Here is a 21,611-nt window from a genome sequence, read left to right on the forward strand (position 1 = left end):
TTCGAGTGAACCATCGAGCGAGCATCGAATCGGGCTTTCTCTTGGTAGGAGGAGCAGAACGCTTCCCGGTCAAACAGCATTCTCAGAGACTCTCACGAGAAGGCTAGGCCGGGAATGAAACTCTGTCAACGACCCTCGCCGAGCCAGCGTTCGGCGAGTGACTGAAACATCGGGTCGAGGTCGACATTCCCACCTGTCAGAATGACTCCGACCCGAGCCCCACGGACCTCCGGAACGCGGTGGGCAAGCAACGCGGCGACCGGCACGGCACACGAGGGCTCGATGATGAGATTCAAACGCTCCCAGATGAAGCGCATCGCTTCAAGAATCTCTGATTCTTCTACGGTGACGATCCGCTCCAGGTGACGCGAGAGGACCGCGAAGGGGCGAGAACCGAGCGACGTACGAAGGCCATCGGCCACGGTCTTCGGGTTGTCCGACGGTTGGATCTGCCCAAGTTCGAGAGATCGCCTCGCGTCGTCGGCTCGGCTTGGCTCGGAACCGACCAGCCGGGTTGAGGGGCTCGATCCGGCCGTCGCCAGGCAGGTTCCGGCCATCAAGCCTCCACCGCCGATGGGAGCCATGACAACGTTGAGCGGCCCGGCGTCCTCGATCAGTTCCAGGGCGGCCGTCCCGGCTCCGGCAATCACGCGCCAGTCGTCGTAGGGATGAACGAGTGTGTAACCATGCTCGTCGATCAAGCGGGCAACCGTTGCTTCGCGATCCGCAACGGTCGGCTCGCAGGAGACGACACGAGCCCCATGCCCTTCGGTCGCCTGGCGTTTGATGCTCGGCGCCGTATGCGGCATGACCACGCAGGCCGGTACTCCCGCGAGCTTCGCCGCGAGCGCAATCGCCTGGGCATGATTGCCTGAGGAATGCGTGACGACTCCGGCTCGTCGCTCGTCGTCCGAGAGTTGCAGGATGGCATTCATCGCTCCTCGGAACTTGAACGCACCAATCCGCTGGAAGTTTTCACACTTCAGAAAAACGGAGGCGCCAACCCGCTCATCCAACGCCGAGCAGGTCAGAACCGGAGTCCGATGGGCCAGACCGCTCAGGCGATCGGCGGCCTCGCGGATCTGTTCCAGCCCGACCGGAATCTCCAGGAAACTCGTAGAGTCACTCACGAACGGAACTCCTGATGAACGGCAATGGCCCAGGACGCGATACAAGCGGGCCGCCGCCGGCGGGGCATCGCCAGGTTCAAAGATACGGTGAGAACAGCCGGGCAAGGTTGTCTCGGAGTTTCAGCGGAAGCGATCGACGCCTGAGGGAATCGAGGGTCAACTCGCAAGAGTGGCGACGACGATCCTCAAGAAACCGGTTGATCTCGGCCGCAAGGTCGGGATCGTAGCATTCCACGTTCAACTCGAAATTCAGGACCAGGCTCCTCGGATCCCAGTTGGCCGAACCGAAGAACGACCAGGCATCGTCGACCACCATCAGCTTGGAATGGTCGAACGGCGGTTCCAGAAGCAGGACACGGCATCCCGCTTCAAGCAACGGTTCGAGCAACGGGATTCCAGCCCACTGAACAACTGCATGATTATTCTTTTGGGGAACGAGAATCTCCACGTCAACACCGCGCTGCGCCGCCGAGATCAAGGCGGCTGAGAGCGGAGGGTCGGGGATAAAATAAGGGGTGACGATCGACACGGAATTCCGAGCGACCGCAAGTGCTCCGAACAGGACGGCAGACAACGGGTTGTCTTGCAGGTCGGGGCCATCCACGATGATGCGGGCGATCGTGTCACCTTCGCACGGATGATCGCGAGGAAACCAGAGCTCACCGTCGAGGATCTCCTCCGTGCTAAACGCCCAGTCGTCCGCGAAGGATTGCTGCAGCGTGGTGACGACCGGGCCACAAATCTCGAAGTGGGTGTCGCGGGCATGAACTCCGCGCTGCTCGTGCGGTCGACTCAGAAAGTCATCAAGGATGTTCATGCCTCCGGTAAACCCGAGATGGCCATCAATGATCATCACCTTTCGGTGATTCCGAAGGTTGGCATAACGCATCCAGTCGGGCCGAAGGGTGGGGATGAACAGTGCGACGGTGAGGCCAAGGCTTCGCAGGTGCTCAACGATCGGCGCGCCTTCATGGACCGAGCCGAGGCCGTCGATCAGGATCCGAATCTCAACCCCCCGATCGCGGGCTCGGGACAGGGCCTCGGCCACCGGAATCCCGGCTTCGTCGTTGCGGAAGATATAGGTCAAGAGGGTGATCGACCGCTCGGCTCGGTCAATCTCCCGAATCATCGCCGGATAGGTTTCGTCGCCGCCATCGAGCAGCCTGACGCGATTGCCTCCCAGCAGTCGCCGTCCCGTCGCCGCCCAGCCAAGCCGGGCCAGCGTCGCCAGATGAGCACGATCCTGGCCGAGCCGTTCGATTAACAGGGCATCTGTATAGCCTTCCGGGTCGAGCTTATGCACCGAGGGCCGATCCCGCCGCAACGCCCTGGCCTTCCGTTCGATCCGGTTGATTCCCAGCAGCACGTAGACGATCGCTCCCAGAATCGGCGAGAGCCAGATGAGACCGATCCAACCGATCGCCGCCCGCGTCTCCTTCTTGTGCAACAAAACATGCATGGTGGCGATGAGGCTCACCAGGATGCCCAATCCCGTGATGAGAACATGTCCCCAGTGAATCGACGCGGCAACCAGCAGCATGGAAGTGACCTCGGCAGACACAACCGAAACAGTCGAACCGCATAGCTTACACAATGCTCAGACCTTCTGACTCAAGGATCTCCGTGCCGTTCGTCCCTCTCGAGTCGATCACGCGGATTCCCGGCTGACGCCGGAGCGAACGCTGGGCAGGCGACCCCCGCGTCGATACACTCCGGAAATTCGAACACTCGAAACGAGACAATGAGAAGGCCCTCGGGCCAGGAGCATTGGCGTGCGCGTCTTGATGACCGGCGGATACGGATGCATTGGTTCCTGGGTCACCCTGCAACTGATCGAAGGAGGCCATGAGGTCGCGATCCTCGACCTGAAACGGGACACGCACCGCCTGGAATTGCTGCTCAGTCCCGAACAACTGGAACTCGTGCAGTTTCTTCCTGGCGATGTGACCGATCCGAATCTCGTCCGGGAGGCGGCCGAGCAGTTCGGAGCCACCCAGCTGCTCCACCTGGCCGCCTTGCAGGTGCCCCTCTGCCGGGCCGATCCCATCAAGGGAGCCCTGGTCAACGTCGTCGGCACTCTGGCGGTCTTTGAAACGGCTCGGGTTCTGAAGGATCAGATTTCGAGGGTCGTCTACGCCAGCTCGGCCGCGGTACACGGTCCCTCAGAACCAGGAGGCGCCCCTCTGGCCGACGAGGTCCGCCTCACCCCGGTGACCCATTACGGCGCCTACAAGGTCTGCAACGAGCTTAATGCCCGGGTTTACTGGCTCGACCACGGCATTTCGAGCGTCGCGTTGCGTCCCTGGACCGTGTACGGAGTCGGTCGGGACTTCGGCATGACCAGCGAGCCGACCAAAGCGATCAAGGCTGTCGCCGCCGGCCGCGACTATGCGATCAGCTATGGCGGCCTTCAGGACCTTCAGTACGTCGGGGACGTGGCCGCCGCCTTCGTCCGGGCCCTCGACGCGCCGTTCGAGGGGGCCGATGCCTTTAACGTCCGGGGCGATGTCGTGCCGATCGAAACGTTCGTCTCCACGTTCGAATCCGTCGTTCCCGAGGCGAAAGGCCGCGTCTCACACGGTTCGAATCAGTTGCCCATCGCCCCAAGTCTCGACGAAGGTCGGCTTCAGGCTCAGCTCGGCCCCCTGCCCCGGACCAGCCTCGGTCAAGGGATCGCCGACACCTACCAGCGGTTTTCGAGCCTTCGAGCCCAAGGACGCCTCGACCTGTCGGATCTGTGATCCTTGCGTCCTCCTGGGCAGGAATTGGACCGTGGGCCAATGCCGGATAGAATCAAAAAAACGCCAGCCGGAAGGCCCTGAAACCGATCGACCGGAGAATTCGTCATGAGCCAGGAAGCCACGAGTGCGATCCCGAAGTCAAACCGCCGATCGCTCTTACGTCGAGCCCTGGGCGGCACCGCGGCGGGAATCGGCATCTGGGCCTGGCGAGAATCAGAGGCGCTCGGGTGGTTCGCCGAGGCGAACGAATCCGACCGGGAGCTGATCATTCGGAACCTCGTCCCGCTCGACGCTGAAACACCGGTTACAAGCCTGGGACGCTGGATCACCCCGAATGATCTGTTCTTCAAGCGCAGTCACTTTGTCGAGCCGGCGATTCTCTCCGAGCCGTGGCGGGTCGAGATCAAAGGGATGGTCGATCGGCCGATCTCGCTGACCCTGGACGATCTGGCCGAGATGGAACAGATCACCAGGCCGGTCGTGCTCCAGTGCGCCGGGAACGGCCGGGGACTGTTCCGCCCGAACATTCCGGGGATTCCCTGGGCGAAGGGGGCCGTCGGCAACGCGGAATGGACCGGGGTGCGGCTGGTTGATCTGCTCGATCGGGCGGGTGTGAAGGACGGAGCGAAGCACGTCCACCTGCTCGGGGCCGACCGACCACCGCATCCGAAAACCCCGGCGTTTTTCCGAAGTATCCCGCTGGTCAAGGCGGTCGATCCGATGACGATGGTCGCCACCCACATGAACGGCGAACCCCTGCCCGAACTGCACGGCGGACCGCTTCGTCTGATCGTGCCGTGCTGGACCGCCAATCACTCGCTCAAGTGGCTCCGTGAGATCACCCTGGCCGACGAGGAAGCCCCCGGCTTTTACCAGAGGACCGGCTACCGGATTCCGCGCGAACTGGCCCCGCCCGGCTCCTGGATCGAGGACCCGGAGGGAGAAGTGGTCCCTGTGACGGCGATGAATGTCAAGTCGCTGATCACCAGTCCCGGCGATGGTCAAACGCTCTCATCTGGCCCCATGGAAATCAGCGGAGTCGCCTGGACCGGCCCCGGCCGCATCACCGAGGTGGAGGTTTCGATCGACGGTGGCCCCTGGCAATCAGCCACCCTGACCGGCCCCGACGTGGAAGGCTCCTGGCGGACCTGGCAACATGTCTGGAACGCGCCTAGCGGCTCGCACACCATCCGGGCCCGAGCCGTCGATTCCCACGGTGAGACCCAGCCGGAACAATCCCCCTGGAACCGCAGCGGTTACCTCTGGAATTCGATCGAAGCGATCACGGTCGAGATTGCCTGACGCCCATCTTCTTTCTTCTTCCGAGGATCGGATCGAGTGATGCAGACACGAATCGCTCTTGTCGCCGTTGCCCTGGCGGTTACAGTCCTGGCCGGCTCGTTGGCACGCATTTCGCCTGGCCGGGTCCACGCGGAAGCGGTCCCTCGACAGGATGATGCCGGGGATGACGAACGGGCCTTCGAGCGCGAGTTGGGGCGTCGAAGTCTCGAAGGCAACTGCCTGATGTGCCACTCGATCGAGATGATCGAGACCCAGCGTCTCACTCCCGAGCAGTGGGCCGCCGAGGTCGAGAAGATGGTCGGCTGGGGGGCGCCCGTTCCTCCCGAAGAAACAGCTCTGCTGGTGGCTTACCTGGCCTCCTCCTACGCGACCGAATCGGACGAGCCCGTCTTCGATCGGCAAACGCTCGACAATGCCCGATCCTCGACCCGCCCCCAGCCCGATGCCGACGCCCTTCCCGAAGGTCAGGCCGACCGCGGGGCGGCCGTCTTCACCGAGCACTGCGCAACCTGCCACGGTCCGGACGGATTGGGCGGCGATCTTGGGGTTAGCCTGATTGCTCGCTCGGTCTTGCTCCGACCGGTGGATTACGCCACGATTCTCCGCGAAGGACGCCATCGGATGCCCGGCTTCCAGATCGTGCTGAACGATCAGCAAATTGCCGATACGCTCGCCTGGCTCCGGGGTCAGTCCCGCTGATTCAGGAAGGCTGGAATTTCAACCCACTCGCCCCCTTTGCTCCACGATGATCGAGGAGCGAAGGGGGCGTTCTTGTCGATCGAGCGGCGATCCCGCGAGATCACCTGGGTGATTGACCGGGAACCGTTCCCGGGGTCGGGGCTCCGGGAATCCCGACCGCAGGGGTTGGGGCGGGGAAGAAGTTCTCGGGCATCGGCTTGATGTCGATCTTCGCCGTTTCCCGGGCCTCTTCAATGATGGATTGCTGAAGTTCTTCTCCATAGACCGCTTCGACGGCGTCTCGAATCTCCTCGAAGGTGACATCCTGACCCGAGCGACGGTCGGTCACTTTGATGAGATGATAGCCGTACTCGGTCTCGACCGGATCGGACACCGCTCCGACGTCCAGCGCAAACGCGGCCTCGGCGAACGGTTCCACCACCTGCCCTCGGCGGGAGAAGTAACCGATGTTGCCGCCGTCGGGCGCCTCCTGATTGCTTGGGTCTTCGGAGAACTTGTCGGCAGCGACGGCAAAATCGAGTGCCCCCTCGTCGATCTGTTTCTTCAAGTCGACCAGTTTTTGCCGGGCAGCCTGCTTCTCGGCATCCGTTGCTTCCGGCTCGACCCGCATGAGAATGTGACTCGCCTGGAGCGTCGTTCCGGTGAACAGATCCTTGTTTTTCTCGAAATAGGCGCGAAGCGTGGCTTCATCGGCCTGAGAGCGGAGATACTTGGCCCACTGGAGATTCATCGCCAGGCGTTCGCGTAGCTCGGTTTCGGTCAGTCCGAGTTCGGCCATCAGACTGTTCAGGCTTCCCTGACCACTCTGCTGAAGTTGCTGGCCCAGCTTCGCGACCTCGGCGTCCAGTTCCGCCGCCGTGACGGCGACGTTCTGCGCTTGAAGGAAGCGAGCGAACAGTTCCTGATTGATCAGCGCGTTGATGCCCGTGGTATAAACTTCCTCTCTCGCATCGGGAGGAATGGCAAACTGGCCGAGGAATTCGAGGACCTGCGATCGGGTGATCTGCCCCCCCTCGTAGGTCGCCACGACCGGATCATTGGCCGAAGGGGTCGCTCGGGCCTGAGCCGGAGCGGCCCCTGACGGCCTGCCGGTGGGCGGAGCCTGCGCGATCGCGGCACCCGCCAGGAACAAGAGAAGGGCAAGGGCCGCCGGCGACAGAATGCGTCGGTCGATCACGCACATGGATGGAGCCTCCGTGACGAGAAATTCGAGTCGAGGGGTACGATCGCTGTTTGGAGTCATCTGCGGGTCGCTCGACCGCCAATCCGTCAGCGGTCTGCCCGAGATCATGATCGCGGCGCATTATACGGCCCCTGGCTCGCTGTGTTGAGAGCAAGACGCGGGCCCCGCATTCCTGCTTCATCTGCACCAAGCAGGAAAGTCGGCTCGAATCAAATCGCGGCCGAAGCTCGTGGAAGTCCACGGTTTGCGGCTCATCCGAAGAACCACCATCGAGCGCGGGCGGGTGAGGATCGGAGGCGAATCAAGGTCCGTTCCGAGGTCAGATCGGGCAAAAGCAGCCCCACGGCCAGCGCCGCGACTCCAACCAAGGCCGTGCGAAGTACCCGAGGTCGGGTCGGATCAGGGTCCTCTTCAGGTGGGTCCTCGGACTGTTGCTCGGTGTTGACTGGAGCGGGTGGGTCGGTGGCGGCGACCAACGCGGCCAGATCGTCGGGAATGGGCGGCGAGCAATGCTCGCCGGAGAGAATCGACGGGGTTCCCCGAGTGGTCCGAAGCCCCGCCACAAACAGGGGAAGCGATCCCGCATCGGCCACCGAAGTCATGCCTGGTCCCGCGGCTTCCGGCGCCAGTTCGATCGGGATGACCGTCAGTTCGGCCACCGAGCCCGACGCCGACGACTCCCCGACCTGATCGGGGCTCTCCTTGATGCCGAAACGGTCGGATTCCCCGGAACCTTCGGTGACCGGATTGGAAGCCATCAGCAAGGGGTCGGCGAACTCGTCGATCCGAGGGAACCGATCGGGCACATCACGCTCTCCTCGAATGTCGGGTCCCGTGGCAAGAAAGCCACCCACGGTTGAGGCGCTCTGCGTCGGTAACGGTCGGATGAGTCCTCCCTCAAACGCAGAGCTTATGCCCGGCTCGCCCGCGATGAGTTCCATCGCCGTTTCTCGACCCGAAGCGACCTCCATCGTGGAGAAATCTGTACCTCGGCTGGCGTCGAGACTCAGGAGAATCGGAGGGTGGAATCGTGCCACCTCCCCGAAGAACGGAACGACCTGGCTCAGGGTCTCGTCCCCGAAAACCGGAGATTCAACCTGGCTTTGTCCCGGTCCCGGTCCGGGAAACCAGTTGCCGGGAGGATGAACCGCCGGGCGGACGTTCAGGGCATACGGAATCGGCGTGTCCGACACGGAAGGCGGACCTACAGCTTCGATCCCGAGATAAAACGTGGCCTCCTCCGCAGGGATCAGAGCGAGCAAGCGGGCATCAACCCGATCGACCGAGGCGTCAAGCCACCAGGAATCGATCAGGGCACCCTCGGCATCCCGCAACGAGACACGAAGCGCCGCGACGTTGGCATCGAACCGATCTTCGAATCGGACGGCATAGGAAAAGTTGATCGCTCGCGTTCCCGGGGCGAGTGAGATGCGAAACATCTGGCCCTCGTTTCCGGACACGATGGAGCCTTTCCACAGAATCTCCTGATCGGAGGGAAGGACCCTCGCCGCGTCCGGATCGAACGTGGAGGGGAAATCCTCCTCCGGGAACGAGGGGCGATCCCCTGGCCGCAATTCGTCGGCCTTGAGCCAGGACGTCACCCGCCAGGGAAACGACATGGTGACGCGGGAATGCTCCGGAGGCGTGTCCAGGACCTGATCGATGACGACATCCGGCGTCTCCAACTCCCAGAGATTGATCGTCTGGCCCGGAACGGCGAGCGAGATTGGCTCCACGTCACTCGGGGGATCGAACAGGCCGAGGTCCGTCGCGAGCATTGCCCGCGTTTCGAGAAGTTCCACCCGAGCCGGTCGAGCCTTTCGAGATGTGCGACGGACGGCTCGAACCACGGTCTTGGCTCCTTCAGTCCCTGGTGCAGTGGGCCGACCCGACGTCAACAGGTCTGCCATCCCGTCATCGGCGCTTAACCTGAATCCAGTCGCCGGCCGGTTGGTGTCGTCCACCCGGAACGGTCTTCCGACGAGTCATTCGCACTCTCTTGGACGAAATTCGAGACGCGTTCCCGACACGGATTCCGGGATTTTGTTCCTGTGCCCAGGACTCTCGCCGGATCATGCCGACTGGGTTGGGTTGGCCGTGGCCCGGATCGATGAGCTCACGCTCGACGATTCGTTCACTCCTGACTAGAATACCTGACCACAAACGCCCCTGTCAGATACCCCGAAAGTCCGGAACGGATCACGCCTGGCGTCGATCTTCCGGTCGGACGACGCCCGGATGGCTCGCAAGCTCGGCAATCAGGACGCTCGATCGCGTCGAAGATCTTCAACCGAGTTCATTGACGGCTCGATCCGATCGACCGCCGTTCGGCGCTGGTTTGCCCAATCGTATCCAGGCGGACCGACTCCGGCTCAGTCCCTGGCGTGGCCGGTCATCGACGCCGGGGAAAATCTGTTGCTCGTTTCTCCCACAGGCACGGGAAAAACGCTGGCCGCATTTCTGGCCATCCTCGACCGGCTCTACCGACAGTACGAAGCCGGAACCCTTGAACCGGGCGTGCGATGCGTCTATCTCTCTCCCTTGCGGAGCCTCGGTTATGACATCGAGCGGAACCTGCTGGAACCGCTCGACGCCATTCGCCAGGATCTCGAGCTCGACACCAGCCCGGTGAGAATCGGCGTCCGCACGGGAGACACCTCCAGCCACTTCCGTCGGAAGCTGCGGGAGCAACCGCCGCACCTCTTGATCACGACCCCGGAAAGCCTTTCGCTGGTGCTCAGCCAGAAGACCTGGGGGCGCCTCTGGCGGTCGGTTGAACACCTGATCGTCGACGAGGTTCACTCGCTCGTTCCGACCAAGCGCGGGGCCGATCTCTCCGTTTCGCTCGAACGCCTCGCGGCCCAGGCCGATCGTGACCCGAGCCGAATCGGCCTCTCAGCCACCTGCAAGCCGCCCGACCCGGTCGCCCGGTTCCTGGTCGGGCCGACTCGGTCGTGCCGGGTGATCGAAGCCCCCCGTCCCGATGGCAAGGCCGGGCCAGAGATCGAAGTTGAATCCCTCCTGAATCGCGATGAAGGGCCACACCGAGGCCTCACCTATCGACGGCTCCTCAGGCGACTCCGGGACGAGACGGAATCGAACCGCACCACGATTGTCTTCGCCAACACGAGGGCTTTTACCGAGCGGATCACCCACGATCTGAAGGCAGACCTGGGAGCCGATGCCGTCGCGGCGCACCACTCGGCGCTCGATGCCAACCGCCGCCGAGGCGTCGAGGCAGCCCTGAAAGTTGGAGAACTGCGGGCCGTGGTCACCAGCACGAGCCTGGAGCTGGGGGTCGATATCGGCACGGCCGATCTCGCCGTCCTGGTCGGCCTGCCAGGAAGTGCCTCGCGGTGCTTGCAGCGGGTCGGTCGGGCCGGGCACCGGGTCGGGGCGCAGACGAAAGGGCTGATGCTCGCCGCCACGGCCGCCGAGCTGGCCGGGGCCGCCGTCACGGCCAGGGCGGCCCGGGAAGGGCGTGTCGAGCCGTCGAAGATGGTCGAGGCGCCGCTCGACGTGCTCTGCCAGCAGCTCATCGGCATGGCCTGTGTCGGCGAGTGCTCGGCCGACGAGGCGTTCGGCCTCGTCCGCAAGGCCGGGCCGATGGAATCCCTCTCGCGGGCCGACTTCGACGCCTGCCTCCTGTTCCTCGCCGGAGAACTCGCCGCCCCCGCCGGAGCCTGGGAGCCCGAGCCGGGAGCGACCCCGAAATGGACCTCCCCCCGCTTCTGGAAGAAAGGTGGGCTGTTCGGGGTCCGCAACGCAAAGATCATCCGCTGGTTCCGGGCGAACGTGGGGACGATCACCTCGGAAGAATCGGTCAAGGTACTCGTCGATGAGGCACCGATCGGCACCCTCGAAGGGAACTATGCCGAGCGTCTCCAACCGGGCGATCGGTTCGTGCTCGACGGCCGGGCCTTGGAGTTCATCCGCCTCGACGGCCTGACCGTCCACGCCCGATTCTCCGGAGGGGAACCCGACCTCCCCCGCTGGACGAGCGATCGCCAGGGGCTCTCGGCCGAGCTGGCCGCCGAATTGGCTTCGTTTCGTTATCGTGCTGCAACCCTTCTCGATGAAGGGACTTCCGCCTTCCGCGGCTGGCTCGTTGACGACTACAGGCTCGAACCAGAGTCGATCGGTCTGCTCGAAGACCTGTTCGCGGCACAGGAGCAACTGAGCGAGGTTCCTCGCCCCGGTTCGGTCCTGATTGAGGAGTCCCCACACGAGGAGGGGGTCTGCTACACCGTTCATGCCCCGCTGGGTCGGTCGGCCTGCGAGGCCGCTGCCCGAGCGTTCGCCGCGAGGCTCGGCCGACGCTTCGGGCGTGATCTCGGGCTGGTCGTCGCCGACCTCGGCTGGCAGGTTCGCCTGCCGATCGAGGCGTCCCTGACGGCGAGCGACCTGCCCCCCCTGCTCGACCCCGAGGGCTTTGCCGACGACGTGCTGGCCGGGGTCGACCGCGGCGACCTCGCCGCCCGGCGTTTCCGTCATGTCGCCTCGACCGCCTTGATGGTCCTCCGCCGTCCCGAAGGGGGCCGGACAAAGGTCGGCGGCCTGCTCTGGGTCAGCCAGCGGCTTTATCCCCTGGTCCAGGCCGCATGTCCCGATCACCCTCTCCTGAAAGAGACTCGCCGCGAGGTTCTGCACGACCTGCTCGACACGGCAACAGCCCTTGATTGGCTCCGCTCTCGCCCGGTCATCCGCTTCCGATCGCTCGACGGCCCCTCTCCGTTCACCGCCTGCTGGATCGACGCCGCCGGGCCGGAGCCGATGAAGTTCGAGTCGCCCGAGGAAGCCCTGCGGAGGTTCCACGAGCGACTCTTTTCGGGCGATCAGAGCTGATCGGCGCTGATCACCTCTCCTCCCTTGCGGGTAGCAAGGGCTCGCCAGGTTTCGGGGGAGACGGAATCCTTGATAAACCGGACGGAGCCGTCACCGAGCAGGAGGTTCACGCCGCCGGGGTGGTTGCTGCTGGCCTCACTCCAGCCGACGGAGTGGCGATTACAGCTCGGTTCGGCGGGATTGGGTGCGTACCAGTGGGAGTATGTGGTGGCGTTGGCGTCGCCGTCGGCCCAGTTGCTTCGCTTGTTGGGGTGGACGTTGGCGGCGGCCCGACAATCGGCGTCGGTCAGGGTGTTGACGTGCCGGATGTAGCGACGAGCGTCCTCGGCCATGTCCGCCGCGGGGATGTTGTAGGGGCCGCCGGGGCCGATAAGGCTCTCCGACATGACGGCCGTGTTGCTCGACCCGTCGCGGATCTCGGCCAGCGTGGTCGAGGAATTGATGTAGAAGGTGCCGTCGATCTGCCGGTAACCGTTGGCGGGCACGTCGAGGCCCGATCCGGCCGTGGCCACGTAGTTCGTGCCGTAGATCGGTGGCGTGGGCCGGTCGATCCCGTCGCTCGGGCAGTGGAACAGGCTGACCTTGGTGGACAGGGCCGAGAGGTTCTCGGGGAACGGGGCATACGACTGGTTCGGCCCGCCGATGATGGGGAAATCGAAGTTGATCGCGTCGTGAACGGCCGACTGCTCCAGATAAGGGGTCAGGTGGGCCAGCACTCCCCACTTGGCGTGGCCACCAGGGACTGTGGGATCACCCGGCCAGGGAGCATCGTAAAAGGTATAGCCGATTGGGAAGCTGCCGAGTGCACCGTGATAATTGTGCAAAGCGATTCCCAGTTGCTTCAGGTGATTGACGCATTGCGCCCGTCGTGCCGCCTCTCGGGCCGCCTGCACCGCGGGGAGAAGCAAGGCGATCAAGAGCCCGATGATGGCAATGACCACCAGCAGTTCGATCAGGGTAAAGCCGCGACGTGATCGCGTCATCGTGAGGAGACTCCCAGTACGGATTCGGGCAGATCAGGGAAGGACTTCCAGAGCCACGGTAGCTGTGAACGACTCGACGTCGAACTGGGAACGGTCCTCCTCGGCCGCCGGGAGGGTCTTCTGAGCCCGGATGATCCAGGTCCCCGCGCGATCAACCCTGATGGTGGCAATCCCCTCGTTGTCCGTCGGAATCGCGAAACACCAGGCCAGGTCGGGCTTGAAGCCGATGAATCGAGCAAAGACGTCTTGCCTTGCCGCCGGCTTGCCCTGAAAGAGCACCTGAACACGAAGATCGGAACCCGCGGTCCATGCCTCGGGACCGTCGAGCGGAACAATCTCGAACGCGTGACCGAGCGTTTTGGTGGCCTCCTCGTGAGCGTCTCCCGAGATCAAGAGCGCCTTGGCGAACTGGTGGCTTCGGGCGGAGTAATCGATTGTTCCCCCCTGGGCCTGAGCTTCCGGTTTGGGAGCCATGACATGACGGTGCTGGCCACGCTCATCCACGACGACGGTGTAGACGGACGGATGCCGCGTTGCCTCGGCCGTGTAGAGCCCCTCTTCCTCCACTCGCACCTCATTGGCCTGGAGCGAGTAGCCATCGGTCGCCAGGTAGCTGACCGACCCCGACGGCGTATGAAGCCGGTAATCCTTGATCGCCTCGGCATCGATCGGCAGATCAATCGGCAGGATGTGACCCCAGGAGAGGTAGACCGTGTCTCGGCTCCCCGGCTCGGTCACCAGCCGGCTGGCCATCACCTTGATTTCGTGCGCCGATGCGGAGCCATTCGCCCCCACTTGGAGCATCAGCCCCGCGAGGGCTCCCCAAACCGTTGCTCGCCAACCGAGTTGTCTCATGATCACCCTCACGTCAGGATCACCCCAAGGTAGGAAAATTTCCAAAATCGTATTACACGATGGCAAACCTGGTTGCAAATCAAATCAAGAAAAAAGTCCGAAGGGTCTCGGATTGCTTGCCAAAGGGGGGAGAGCGTCGGTAGGCTTGGCGCAAGAGGGTGGAATGGACTCGGGCCCGGGGAGAAGGATCGGAGGACCCGATAATGGCGAGCGACGGTCCGGCCACAAGGCCTGACGAAAGCCAAGACCTGCGCCGATTCCTCGATCGCATTCGCGCGGGGGATGACGATGCGGCCCGAGAACTGCTCGGGCGGTACGAGGCTGAGGTCCGTCTGGTCGTCCGTCGCCAGTTGCCCCGGCTCCTGCGCTCGCGGTTCGACTCCCTCGACTTCATGCAAAGCGTTTGGGGGAGTTTTTTCCGACGGATGCGAGGCAGCGACGGCCCGGCCGATTTCGAAGATTCCCGCCACCTTGTCGCCTTTCTGGCCAAGGCTGCGAAGAACAAGGTGATCGACGAATACCGTCGCGCGGGCAGTCAGAAGCAGGACATGCACCGGGAGGAACCCCTCTGGGTGGACGGAGATCGCCCCCGAGACCTTCCCGGACGTGACGACTCTCCCAGCGAGGTCGCCGAAGCGCGGGAAGCCCTCTCCCGGCTCCGTGACCTGATGCCGTCGGATCGGCACGCGATCATCGAGTTGAAGGCCCAGGGGCTTTCCAGCCGCGATGTGGGGGATCGGCTCGGAATCAGTGAACGCACGGTTCAGCGGGTCATCGAGGACCTCAAGCGACGTCTCGACCTGGAACGCGAATCGGAACCGTCCCGAGACGAACAGGATGCCTCGACGCCCAGGACGGGATCCACGGACGGACTATTCCCACGCCGCCGACACGAATGATCGAGCCTACCCGCCCGTCGGACCTGGCCACGTCTTCCGGCCGGACCTGGGACGATGCCTCATCGCCCGCCGCCGCCCGGATCGTTCGCCGCTTTGAGGACGACTGGAGACGCTCGCCACCGGACGCCCGGCCCGATCCCAGGGCGTATCTTCCCGACGATCCGACCGAGCAGCCCGGCGCCTGGCTCGCCTTGCTCCGGGCCGACCTGGGACTGCGATGGGATGCCGGAGAGGCCGTCCGTGTTGAGCAATACCGCGCTCGCTACCCCGATCTTGATGAGCAGACCCTCGTCGCCTTGCTGTACGAGGAGTTCTGCCTGTTCGAAGAAACCGGATCGAACCCCGATCCCACCGATTACGAGCGACGGTTCCCGGAACTGGCCTCGGCCTTGCGTCGCGTGTTCGACATTCACGCTCTGATCGGCGGTTCGGCCTCGCCGATGGTCGGCTCGACACAATCCAACTTCAATTCGGGGCGAAGCACCCGATCGGCCGAGGCCGCGGCCGTCGATTCGGTCGAATTTCCCGAGGCCGGTGAGACGATCGGCGGCTTCCGGCTGGCCGAGGAGCTGGGCCGGGGCTCGTTCGCCCGAGTCTACCTGGCTCACGAGCGTCTTCTGGCGGATCGACCGGTCGCGCTGAAGGTCGCCACCACCGGCTCCCGAGAGCCGCAAACCCTGGCCCGATTGCAGCATACGCATATCGTCCCGGTGCACAGTTACCGGGTCGATCCGGTGACGGGGTTGCACCTGCTGTGCATGCCGTTTTTTGGTCGGACCACCCTGGCCGACGTTCTGAGCGATCCGGCCACCCTCGCCGCACGATCAGGGAGCGACTTGCTTGCAGTGCTCGACCGGGTCGAGCCGCCCGAGGATGATCGGCCGCGGGCCTCGACCGCCGCTCGAAAGGCCCTGACCGGTCGCTCCTTCTCCGGAGCGATTGCCTGGTGGGGGGCTCGGCTTGCCGAGGCGTTGCAGCACGCACACGACCGAGGTGTTTTGCACCGCGACGTGAAGCCGACGAACGTCCTCGTTACCGGCGACGGGCTGCCGATGCTCCTCGACTTCAACCTGGCCATCAGCCCGATTCTCGACGAGTCCGAGAACGACTCGGCGAAGCTCGGCGGAACGCTGGCCTACATGGCTCCGGAGCATATTGAAGGGCTGGCCGAAGGGATCGATACGGGGGTCGATGCACGAGCCGACGTCTTCGCCCTCGGTGTTGTCTTGTTTGAGGCGATCGCCGGTACCCGGCCGTTTCCGGTCGTTCGCCAGGCGCGATCGGTGCCGGAAGCCTTCTGGAAGACGGCCGAGCAACGCCGCGCCGGAGCTCCTCCGCTGCAGCGGGGTGGCCGGCCGGTTTCACCAGCCTTGGAGGCGGTCATCCGCCGCAGTCTTGAGCCCGACGTGGAGCGTCGTTACCAATCGGCCGCGGAGTTGGCGGCTGACCTTCAGGCGATTGCCAACGACGGGCCGTTGCGGCACGCTACCGAGCCAATCGCCAGCCGATCGCTTCGCTGGCTGCGTCGCAATCGGGTTCGGTTCGTGATGGCCGCCCCGGCTGTGGTGGCCGGTTCCATCCTCCTCGCCACCGTCCACGATGCTCGGGTTCGTCGGGTCGCGGCGCAAGGGGAGGTTCGACGGGTCATCGAGCAGGCCGAGATGTACCAGCAAGCCGGCAAGCTCGACGCCGCGATTCAGGGATACGGCTTTGCCATGCAGGCCGCCGCCAAGCATCCCTCGCTGGCAAAGCTTTGGTGGGAGGCCCAGGAAAAACGCCTCTGGGCCATTCATATCGAGCAGCTCGAACGTCACACGATCGAGTTCTTTGAGGAGGCCGAGTGGCTTCGCTATCGCCTCTTTGGATTTGTGGAACCGGAGCGGCCACCGGGCGACGCGCTCCGTGGCCTGCTTTCGCCGTTCGGGGTGTTCTCGGAGATCGATTGGGCGGCGAACGACGACTTCGACCGCTTGCAACCCGAGCGTCGTCGTCGGCTGCTCGAAGCGGTGCCCCAGTTGCTGTTCCTTCGAGCCGTCCACCTGTGGCTGACCGAACCCGCCGGGGCAGCCCCCACCGTGGAAATCGCCGACCTGCGCGATCGAGCCGTCCGGGCCATGCCGATCGACGATCCGCGCCGAGCGGCCTGGGACGCCCTCTGCCGAGAACTGGGAATCCTCCGACCGGCCATCGCTCCTGCCTCCGGCCAAACCCTGTCGGCACGAGAACGAGCCCGGCAGACGGCCGAAGCAGCGTTTTTGCTGGGAATTGCCTCGGCGGCACGCTACCAAGGGACCAGAGCCCCGGCCGATGCGTCTCGGGCAATCACCTGGCTGGAAGCCGCCGTCAGGGGACGCCCCGACGCCTACTGGCCTCGGTTCTATCTGGCGACCTTTGCCCTCGAATCGGGTCGGATCAACGATGCCCTTCGTCATGCCGACGCGGCGGTCGCCCTGAATCCGTCGACCCCCTGGGCCCTGTTCAACCGAGCCCTGGCGGCGAGAGCCTCGGGGAACACCGCGACGGCCCTTGGGGATCTCCGAGCCGCCTCGGCGCGCATTCCGTCGGGCGACCGCGACCGATTGCGCGATCGAATTGAGCTGAACGTCGGCCTGGTCTTACTTCAGCGAGGCGATCGGGCCGGAGCCCGAGCCGCCTTCGAATCGATCGTGGGAGAAGCTCCGGTCGGGCTGGCCCTGGGACGCCTGGGAACGGACCTGCTGCTGGCCTCGGGGACTTCCGGCGTGGCAAGCGGCCTGGGATCGGCGGGGACTCAGACGGCGATCGGGGCGATTGCCGCCTCGTCGGGCACGCGATTCGAACGGGCCGCTCGGCTGGACCTGGCCCGGCTCGACGCCGAAGCCGGTCGGCCCGCGCTGGCCCTGCTGACCTACAGCGACCTGCTGGTCAACGAACCCGCCCAGCGCGAAGCCCGCCTGGGCCGCGCATTGATCTTGCTGGCCTCGGGTGAGCAACAGAAGGCCCTGGCGGATGCGGAATCCCTGGTCGCTCAGGCCCGAGCGTTCCAGGATCGGACGCTCGCCACGGTGTCGTGGGCCGATCGCCGTCCCCTGGCCGAGTTGCTCGAATTTCGGGGCCGATGCCTCCTGGCGACTGAGCAGCCCACCGCCGCGCTGGCGGATTTTGCCGAGAGCCTGGCGATGGCCCCGACCCCCGCGCGGTCTCGACTACACCTGCGAGCCTTGCTCGCGACCCGGCCGGGAGGTTCGCTCCGGCTGGATGACCCCTCAGTCCTCGACCTGCTTCCCGGCCCCGGCCTGGCCGACGACTTGCGCGATGCGGCCGAGGCGCTGGCCTCGCCTCCAGCCTCGGCCGAAGCGTCTCCCGTGCCACGGATGCTCACCCGGGCCACCGTACTCGCAGGGCTGGGAGAGACCGAGGAGGCCGAGACGGTCGCCTCGGAGGCCGCGCTGATCGCCCCGGATGCCTCGTTGCCGAGACTGGTGCGGGCTCGGATTCGACACCGCTCGGGGGATCTGGCCGGAGCGCTGGCGGATCTCGACGCGGCCCTGGCGCTCCGCCCGAACGATCTGGCCTCGTTGATCTTGCGCGGGCAGGTGTTGTGCGAATCCGGACGCCCGCTCGATGCGATGAACGACCTGAACCGGGCCTCGGTTCTGGGACGAGATGACGCGAGCTTGCATCGCGCCCGAGCGCTTGCCCTGGCCGCGATCGGCCACCTCGATGCGGCCATCGCGGACCTGTCGGAAGCACTGACACGCGACCCGCACGACCCGATCCTGTCGTTGCTTCGCGCCCGGCTGCACCGCCGAGCCGGCCAGCCCGCCGCCGCTCGGGCCGATCTGGACCATGCACTCGCCTGGTCGACCGATCGCCCCGAACTCCGGGCGTTGATCGCCTGGACCCGACGGCTGCGACCATTGGCTGATGAGAACACGCCCGACGGACTTCGGGGGGCCGAGGAACTCACGACCGTCACCCGGTCGCGTTGATCGAGGTCTCGGGCTGGGTCCCGGCCAAAGCGTTGGGACAAATCACCCGAGTCGTGCTTACCATGTGTGCAGGGAATGCGTTTCCGGCGTCTCCAGCCAGTGGAACTCCGGCTTCGGGAATCCTCCTGAGAAGGGATCGGCGGGCCAGAAGTGGACGACCCACCAGCCGAGCATCGCCAGGATCACATAGGTCACGAGGGTCGCACTGGCTGACTTTGACGAGAACTTCAGGGCCGTGCCGAACGCCTTGTTTACGCGCCTGCCGACCAGATCGACGCTGCACCACTCATCGAGCAACAGGTGCGAGAGAAACCCGAGAATGACCGCGCAGGCCATCAAAACCCGCAGCAAATGCGACTCCGCGGGATAGCCGATGTAGGTGACCGCCCCCCAGATCAAGGCGGCCGGAACGCTGTGCGACATGCCCCGGTGGACCGTCAGACGCGAGAGGGTCCGCCGCAAGCCGTGCCGGACGAGCACGTACGTCACGATGGCCGACCAGAGGTGCAGCTCAAACGGGACCTCCACCGGCGAATCGTCGATATCCTGCCAAACGGCCACCGCAGCGAGAATGCCCAGCAGTCCGCTAAAGCCTCTAAGCTGGATCGAGCTATCCGAATCGAGGTCCGGCAACAATCCCCCGACCGTGGCCAGCAAGGCCGCCACCGAACCGTACATCCAGTGAACGCCCATCACCACCGCCCCCCCCCAGGCGTACAAAACCCCGAGGAAGCTGGCGAAGCCGACGTGCTGCCGAAAATTCCCCATCGCCACGACCCTACCTTCCTTGATCATGCCGACCCTCGATCCTTCGAGGCGGTCCCCATCCTACCGCCATCCTGCCAACCGTCGAGTCGGAAACGGTCTGCAAGCGAAGCCATCGTCGTCTCCGTTCGAGCCAGGCGCCCCACCCGTCGCAGGCTGCCGGACGTCCGCGTATGACGATCAGGCCCGATTTCCTGAAGTTTCCGTCTGGGGAGCGTCGATGCAACACGCGAAAGGCAAGGAGGGCCGTTGAAGAAAACGCATTCAACCCCATTGATTGATTTCCGGATGAGTCCAGGGCGAGTCGAAAGTTCGTTCGCCTCCTGGTTTCGAATCTTCAAGGATTTCGGACCAATCGGGCTGCGGTGCTCATGGCTGGTGATCTTGCTCGGGCTTTTCCCGACTGACTTACGCGCCGAGCAACCGCAAACGCCCGAGCCAGCAGGCTCGTACTCCTTCAATTCGCTCTTCGAACGCATTGGGCGTCGGTCATCGAACCGTTCGACTCAGCGGGTGACCAGTCTCCCAGCACCGGGGAGGGCTGGTCCGAACGATCAGCCGAGCGCTGTCAGCCTTCCCCTACCGCCCCTTCCGGCGTCTCCGACGACCACTCCGAACGATGCAACTGTGGTACGGACCCAGTTTGAGGACGACCAGGGCGGAGTTGAGGCGGAGACGGGTGGACCGGGAATTCCCGGCTCGACCCTTGCTCCGCTTCCGGGAGTTCCGGGCCTCGACCTCGTGGTTCCGAGAGCTGAGGAAGTGGAGGCTCCAGGACCTCACTTCCTTCAGGAACTCATCGGTCTGGAAGACTTGCCCTTTCGCTTCCGTGGTTGGATTCAGAACAGCTTTTCCGGGAATCCGGCGAACCCGCCCGATCGCATCAACTTCGGTGAGTATCCGAATTACCAGGCGAATCAGTGGCAAGGGAATCAATACTACCTGATCGTGGAGCGACTTCCTGACCAGGAAGACCAGCTCAGCCTGGGGTTCCGGGTCGATTCGTTTCTGGGCAACGACTGGATATTCTCAAAGTCGTACGGATTTGCCGACGAGGCGTTCGACGTCGGACAGTTCTCCGGGGTCGACGTTCCGCAGTTTTTCGCCGAGCTACACCTGCCGCTGTTCACCGAGCGAGGGCTCGACATCCGGGGTGGCCGCTGGTACAGCCCGGCCGGGTTCGAGGGGGTCCAGGCGATTGAACGCCCCCTGTTCTCCGTCACAAACTTGATGACCTTCACGCCCTTCACGTTTTTCGGCGTACTCGGAATTCAGCATCTTGATGATCGAACAGACCTCTACCTGGGGACGGTCAACGGCTGGGATCGCTTTCTCAACGCCAACTATGTCTGGAATACCATCGCCGGCCTGACCCGAGATTCGGCCGACGGTCGGACTCGGTTATCCGGCTTCATGGTCGTTGGCCCGAACCAGTTGCCGTTCTTTCCTTCGGCCAATTCCACCTTTCTGCCGGTGGGTGTGCGGACGTCTGCCGAGGTCGCCGGCCTGACGAATTTCGGGTACTCCCGAAGCAACCGGTTTTATGCCTCGTTCGTGCTGACCCGCGACTGGACCGATCGGCTGACCCAGGCGATGGAAGTGGCCTGGGTTGTTGATGAGAACACCCCGTTAATGACAGGCCCCGGCTCTCGACAAACCGGAGCGCGGAACACCCGGCAGAATACCGAGTGGTACGGCTTCGCCAACTGGTTCCTCTATGAACTCGACCCGAAGCTCACCGCCGTCTGGCGATCGGAGATCTTCCGGGACGACGACGGGGTCATCTTCGGCACAACCTCCGACACCTACTACGAAATGACCCTTGGATTGAACTACAAGCCACGCCCCTGGTTCTGGGTTCGGCCCGAGGTCCGGTTTGACTGGTCGCAGACCGGCACGCCTTACGACGATGGGCAGGCGGGAAGCCAGATCACCCTCAACGTCGACGCAATCCTCCTCTATTGATCAGGCGCCTCCTTCGGAACTCACCGGGCGAGACTTGAAGAAAAATCCCGAGCGAGGTCACCGTACTGTGGTATTGTATCGGTATCGCCAGACCGGGCCTTCGATGCCCGGTATCGGTGAGTCCGAACCGACGAGAGGACCTTGCCGCATTTCTTGAGCGGCTGCGCCCCGACTTCCGACTGATTGCCTCGGGGATGACCTCCTGGGCAATTGTTCCTGGTTGCTCACCTTTGACTGGGCGTTCGTCCCGACCACGGTTCAGGAAGAACGGTC

14 protein-coding genes are annotated in these 21,611 nt (G+C 64.2%); 7 read left to right on the plus strand and 7 right to left on the minus strand.

Annotated features, from left to right (window positions below):
- Window positions 1-125: 125 nt before the first annotated feature.
- On the minus strand, window positions 126-1,130 hold the full coding sequence (locus GA615_RS19365; RefSeq protein WP_235905563.1) for a threonine ammonia-lyase: 1,005 nt from the start codon (window positions 1,128-1,130) through the stop codon (window positions 126-128).
- Window positions 1,131-1,206: 76 nt separating this feature from the next.
- Window positions 1,207-2,670: a cardiolipin synthase gene (gene cls / locus GA615_RS19370; RefSeq protein ID WP_152052975.1), complete on the minus strand. Its 1,464-nt coding sequence runs from the start codon at window positions 2,668-2,670 to the stop codon at window positions 1,207-1,209.
- A gap of 232 nt (window positions 2,671-2,902) precedes the next feature.
- On the opposite strand from cls, the gene GA615_RS19375 reads away from it, so the two are divergent.
- From GA615_RS19375 to GA615_RS19385, 3 genes are all read left to right on the plus strand, one after another.
- Window positions 2,903-3,871, plus strand: coding sequence for an NAD-dependent epimerase/dehydratase family protein (locus GA615_RS19375; RefSeq protein WP_235905564.1), 969 nt, complete (start codon window positions 2,903-2,905; stop codon window positions 3,869-3,871).
- 105 nt (window positions 3,872-3,976) lie between these two features.
- Window positions 3,977-5,173, plus strand: coding sequence for a sulfite oxidase (locus GA615_RS19380; protein ID WP_152052976.1), 1,197 nt, complete (start codon window positions 3,977-3,979; stop codon window positions 5,171-5,173).
- A 39-nt stretch (window positions 5,174-5,212) separates the two neighbouring features.
- Window positions 5,213-5,872, plus strand: coding sequence for a c-type cytochrome (locus GA615_RS19385; protein WP_152052977.1), 660 nt, complete (start codon window positions 5,213-5,215; stop codon window positions 5,870-5,872).
- 100 nt (window positions 5,873-5,972) lie between these two features.
- Here the strand turns inward: GA615_RS19385 and GA615_RS19390 are convergent, their stop codons facing one another.
- Both GA615_RS19390 and GA615_RS19395 read right to left on the minus strand, forming a co-directional pair.
- Entirely contained in the window at window positions 5,973-7,055 is a 1,083-nt protein-coding gene (locus GA615_RS19390) for a peptidylprolyl isomerase (protein WP_161602431.1), read from the minus strand.
- Window positions 7,056-7,306: 251 nt separating this feature from the next.
- On the minus strand, window positions 7,307-8,833 hold the full coding sequence (locus tag GA615_RS19395) for a hypothetical protein (protein ID WP_161602432.1): 1,527 nt from the start codon (window positions 8,831-8,833) through the stop codon (window positions 7,307-7,309).
- A gap of 460 nt (window positions 8,834-9,293) precedes the next feature.
- On the opposite strand from GA615_RS19395, the gene GA615_RS19400 reads away from it, so the two are divergent.
- Window positions 9,294-11,900 (plus strand): DEAD/DEAH box helicase, encoded by a 2,607-nt coding sequence (locus GA615_RS19400; protein ID WP_152052980.1) that lies wholly within the window; start codon window positions 9,294-9,296, stop codon window positions 11,898-11,900.
- Here the strand turns inward: GA615_RS19400 and GA615_RS19405 are convergent.
- On the minus strand, window positions 11,891-12,883 hold the full coding sequence (locus tag GA615_RS19405; RefSeq protein WP_152052981.1) for a DUF1559 domain-containing protein: 993 nt from the start codon (window positions 12,881-12,883) through the stop codon (window positions 11,891-11,893). The genes GA615_RS19400 and GA615_RS19405 overlap by 10 nt on opposite strands.
- A 33-nt stretch (window positions 12,884-12,916) precedes the next feature.
- Window positions 12,917-13,738 (minus strand): DUF4198 domain-containing protein, encoded by an 822-nt coding sequence (locus tag GA615_RS19410; protein WP_152052982.1) that lies wholly within the window; start codon window positions 13,736-13,738, stop codon window positions 12,917-12,919.
- A 203-nt stretch (window positions 13,739-13,941) separates the two neighbouring features.
- Between GA615_RS19410 and GA615_RS19415 the strand changes: the two genes are divergently transcribed.
- Both GA615_RS19415 and GA615_RS19420 read left to right on the plus strand, forming a co-directional pair.
- Window positions 13,942-14,637: an RNA polymerase sigma factor gene (locus GA615_RS19415; RefSeq protein ID WP_152052983.1), complete on the plus strand. Its 696-nt coding sequence runs from the start codon at window positions 13,942-13,944 to the stop codon at window positions 14,635-14,637.
- Entirely contained in the window at window positions 14,634-18,608 is a 3,975-nt protein-coding gene (locus GA615_RS19420; RefSeq protein ID WP_152052984.1) for a serine/threonine-protein kinase, read from the plus strand. Before GA615_RS19415 ends, GA615_RS19420 begins: the two co-directional genes overlap by 4 nt.
- A gap of 57 nt (window positions 18,609-18,665) precedes the next feature.
- Here the strand turns inward: GA615_RS19420 and GA615_RS19425 are convergent, their stop codons facing one another.
- Window positions 18,666-19,403: a metal-dependent hydrolase gene (locus tag GA615_RS19425; RefSeq protein ID WP_152052985.1), complete on the minus strand. Its 738-nt coding sequence runs from the start codon at window positions 19,401-19,403 to the stop codon at window positions 18,666-18,668.
- A gap of 597 nt (window positions 19,404-20,000) precedes the next feature.
- Here GA615_RS19425 and GA615_RS19430 point away from each other — a divergent pair.
- Window positions 20,001-21,338: an outer membrane beta-barrel protein gene (locus tag GA615_RS19430; RefSeq protein ID WP_161602433.1), complete on the plus strand. Its 1,338-nt coding sequence runs from the start codon at window positions 20,001-20,003 to the stop codon at window positions 21,336-21,338.
- The last annotated feature ends 273 nt before the right edge of the window (window positions 21,339-21,611 follow it).

The sequence above is a fragment of the Tautonia marina genome, assembly GCF_009177065.1.
Classification (GTDB): domain Bacteria; phylum Planctomycetota; class Planctomycetia; order Isosphaerales; family Isosphaeraceae; genus Tautonia; species Tautonia marina.

What these genes read in the sequence shown, in the direction of transcription:
- cls (WP_152052975.1), bottom strand. Translation starts at nt 2,670, where the DNA reads ATGCTGCTGGTTGCCGCGTCGATTCACTGGGGACATGTTCTCATCACG.
- GA615_RS19380 (WP_152052976.1), top strand. Translation starts at nt 3,977, where the DNA reads ATGAGCCAGGAAGCCACGAGTGCGATCCCGAAGTCAAACCGCCGATCG.
- GA615_RS19385 (WP_152052977.1), top strand. Translation starts at nt 5,213, where the DNA reads ATGCAGACACGAATCGCTCTTGTCGCCGTTGCCCTGGCGGTTACAGTC.
- GA615_RS19390 (WP_161602431.1), bottom strand. Translation starts at nt 7,055, where the DNA reads ATGTGCGTGATCGACCGACGCATTCTGTCGCCGGCGGCCCTTGCCCTT.
- GA615_RS19395 (WP_161602432.1), bottom strand. Translation starts at nt 8,833, where the DNA reads ATGCTCGCGACGGACCTCGGCCTGTTCGATCCCCCGAGTGACGTGGAG.
- GA615_RS19400 (WP_152052980.1), top strand. Translation starts at nt 9,294, where the DNA reads ATGGCTCGCAAGCTCGGCAATCAGGACGCTCGATCGCGTCGAAGATCT.
- GA615_RS19405 (WP_152052981.1), bottom strand. Translation starts at nt 12,883, where the DNA reads ATGACGCGATCACGTCGCGGCTTTACCCTGATCGAACTGCTGGTGGTC.
- GA615_RS19410 (WP_152052982.1), bottom strand. Translation starts at nt 13,738, where the DNA reads ATGAGACAACTCGGTTGGCGAGCAACGGTTTGGGGAGCCCTCGCGGGG.
- GA615_RS19415 (WP_152052983.1), top strand. Translation starts at nt 13,942, where the DNA reads ATGGCGAGCGACGGTCCGGCCACAAGGCCTGACGAAAGCCAAGACCTG.
- GA615_RS19420 (WP_152052984.1), top strand. Translation starts at nt 14,634, where the DNA reads ATGATCGAGCCTACCCGCCCGTCGGACCTGGCCACGTCTTCCGGCCGG.
- GA615_RS19425 (WP_152052985.1), bottom strand. Translation starts at nt 19,403, where the DNA reads ATGATCAAGGAAGGTAGGGTCGTGGCGATGGGGAATTTTCGGCAGCAC.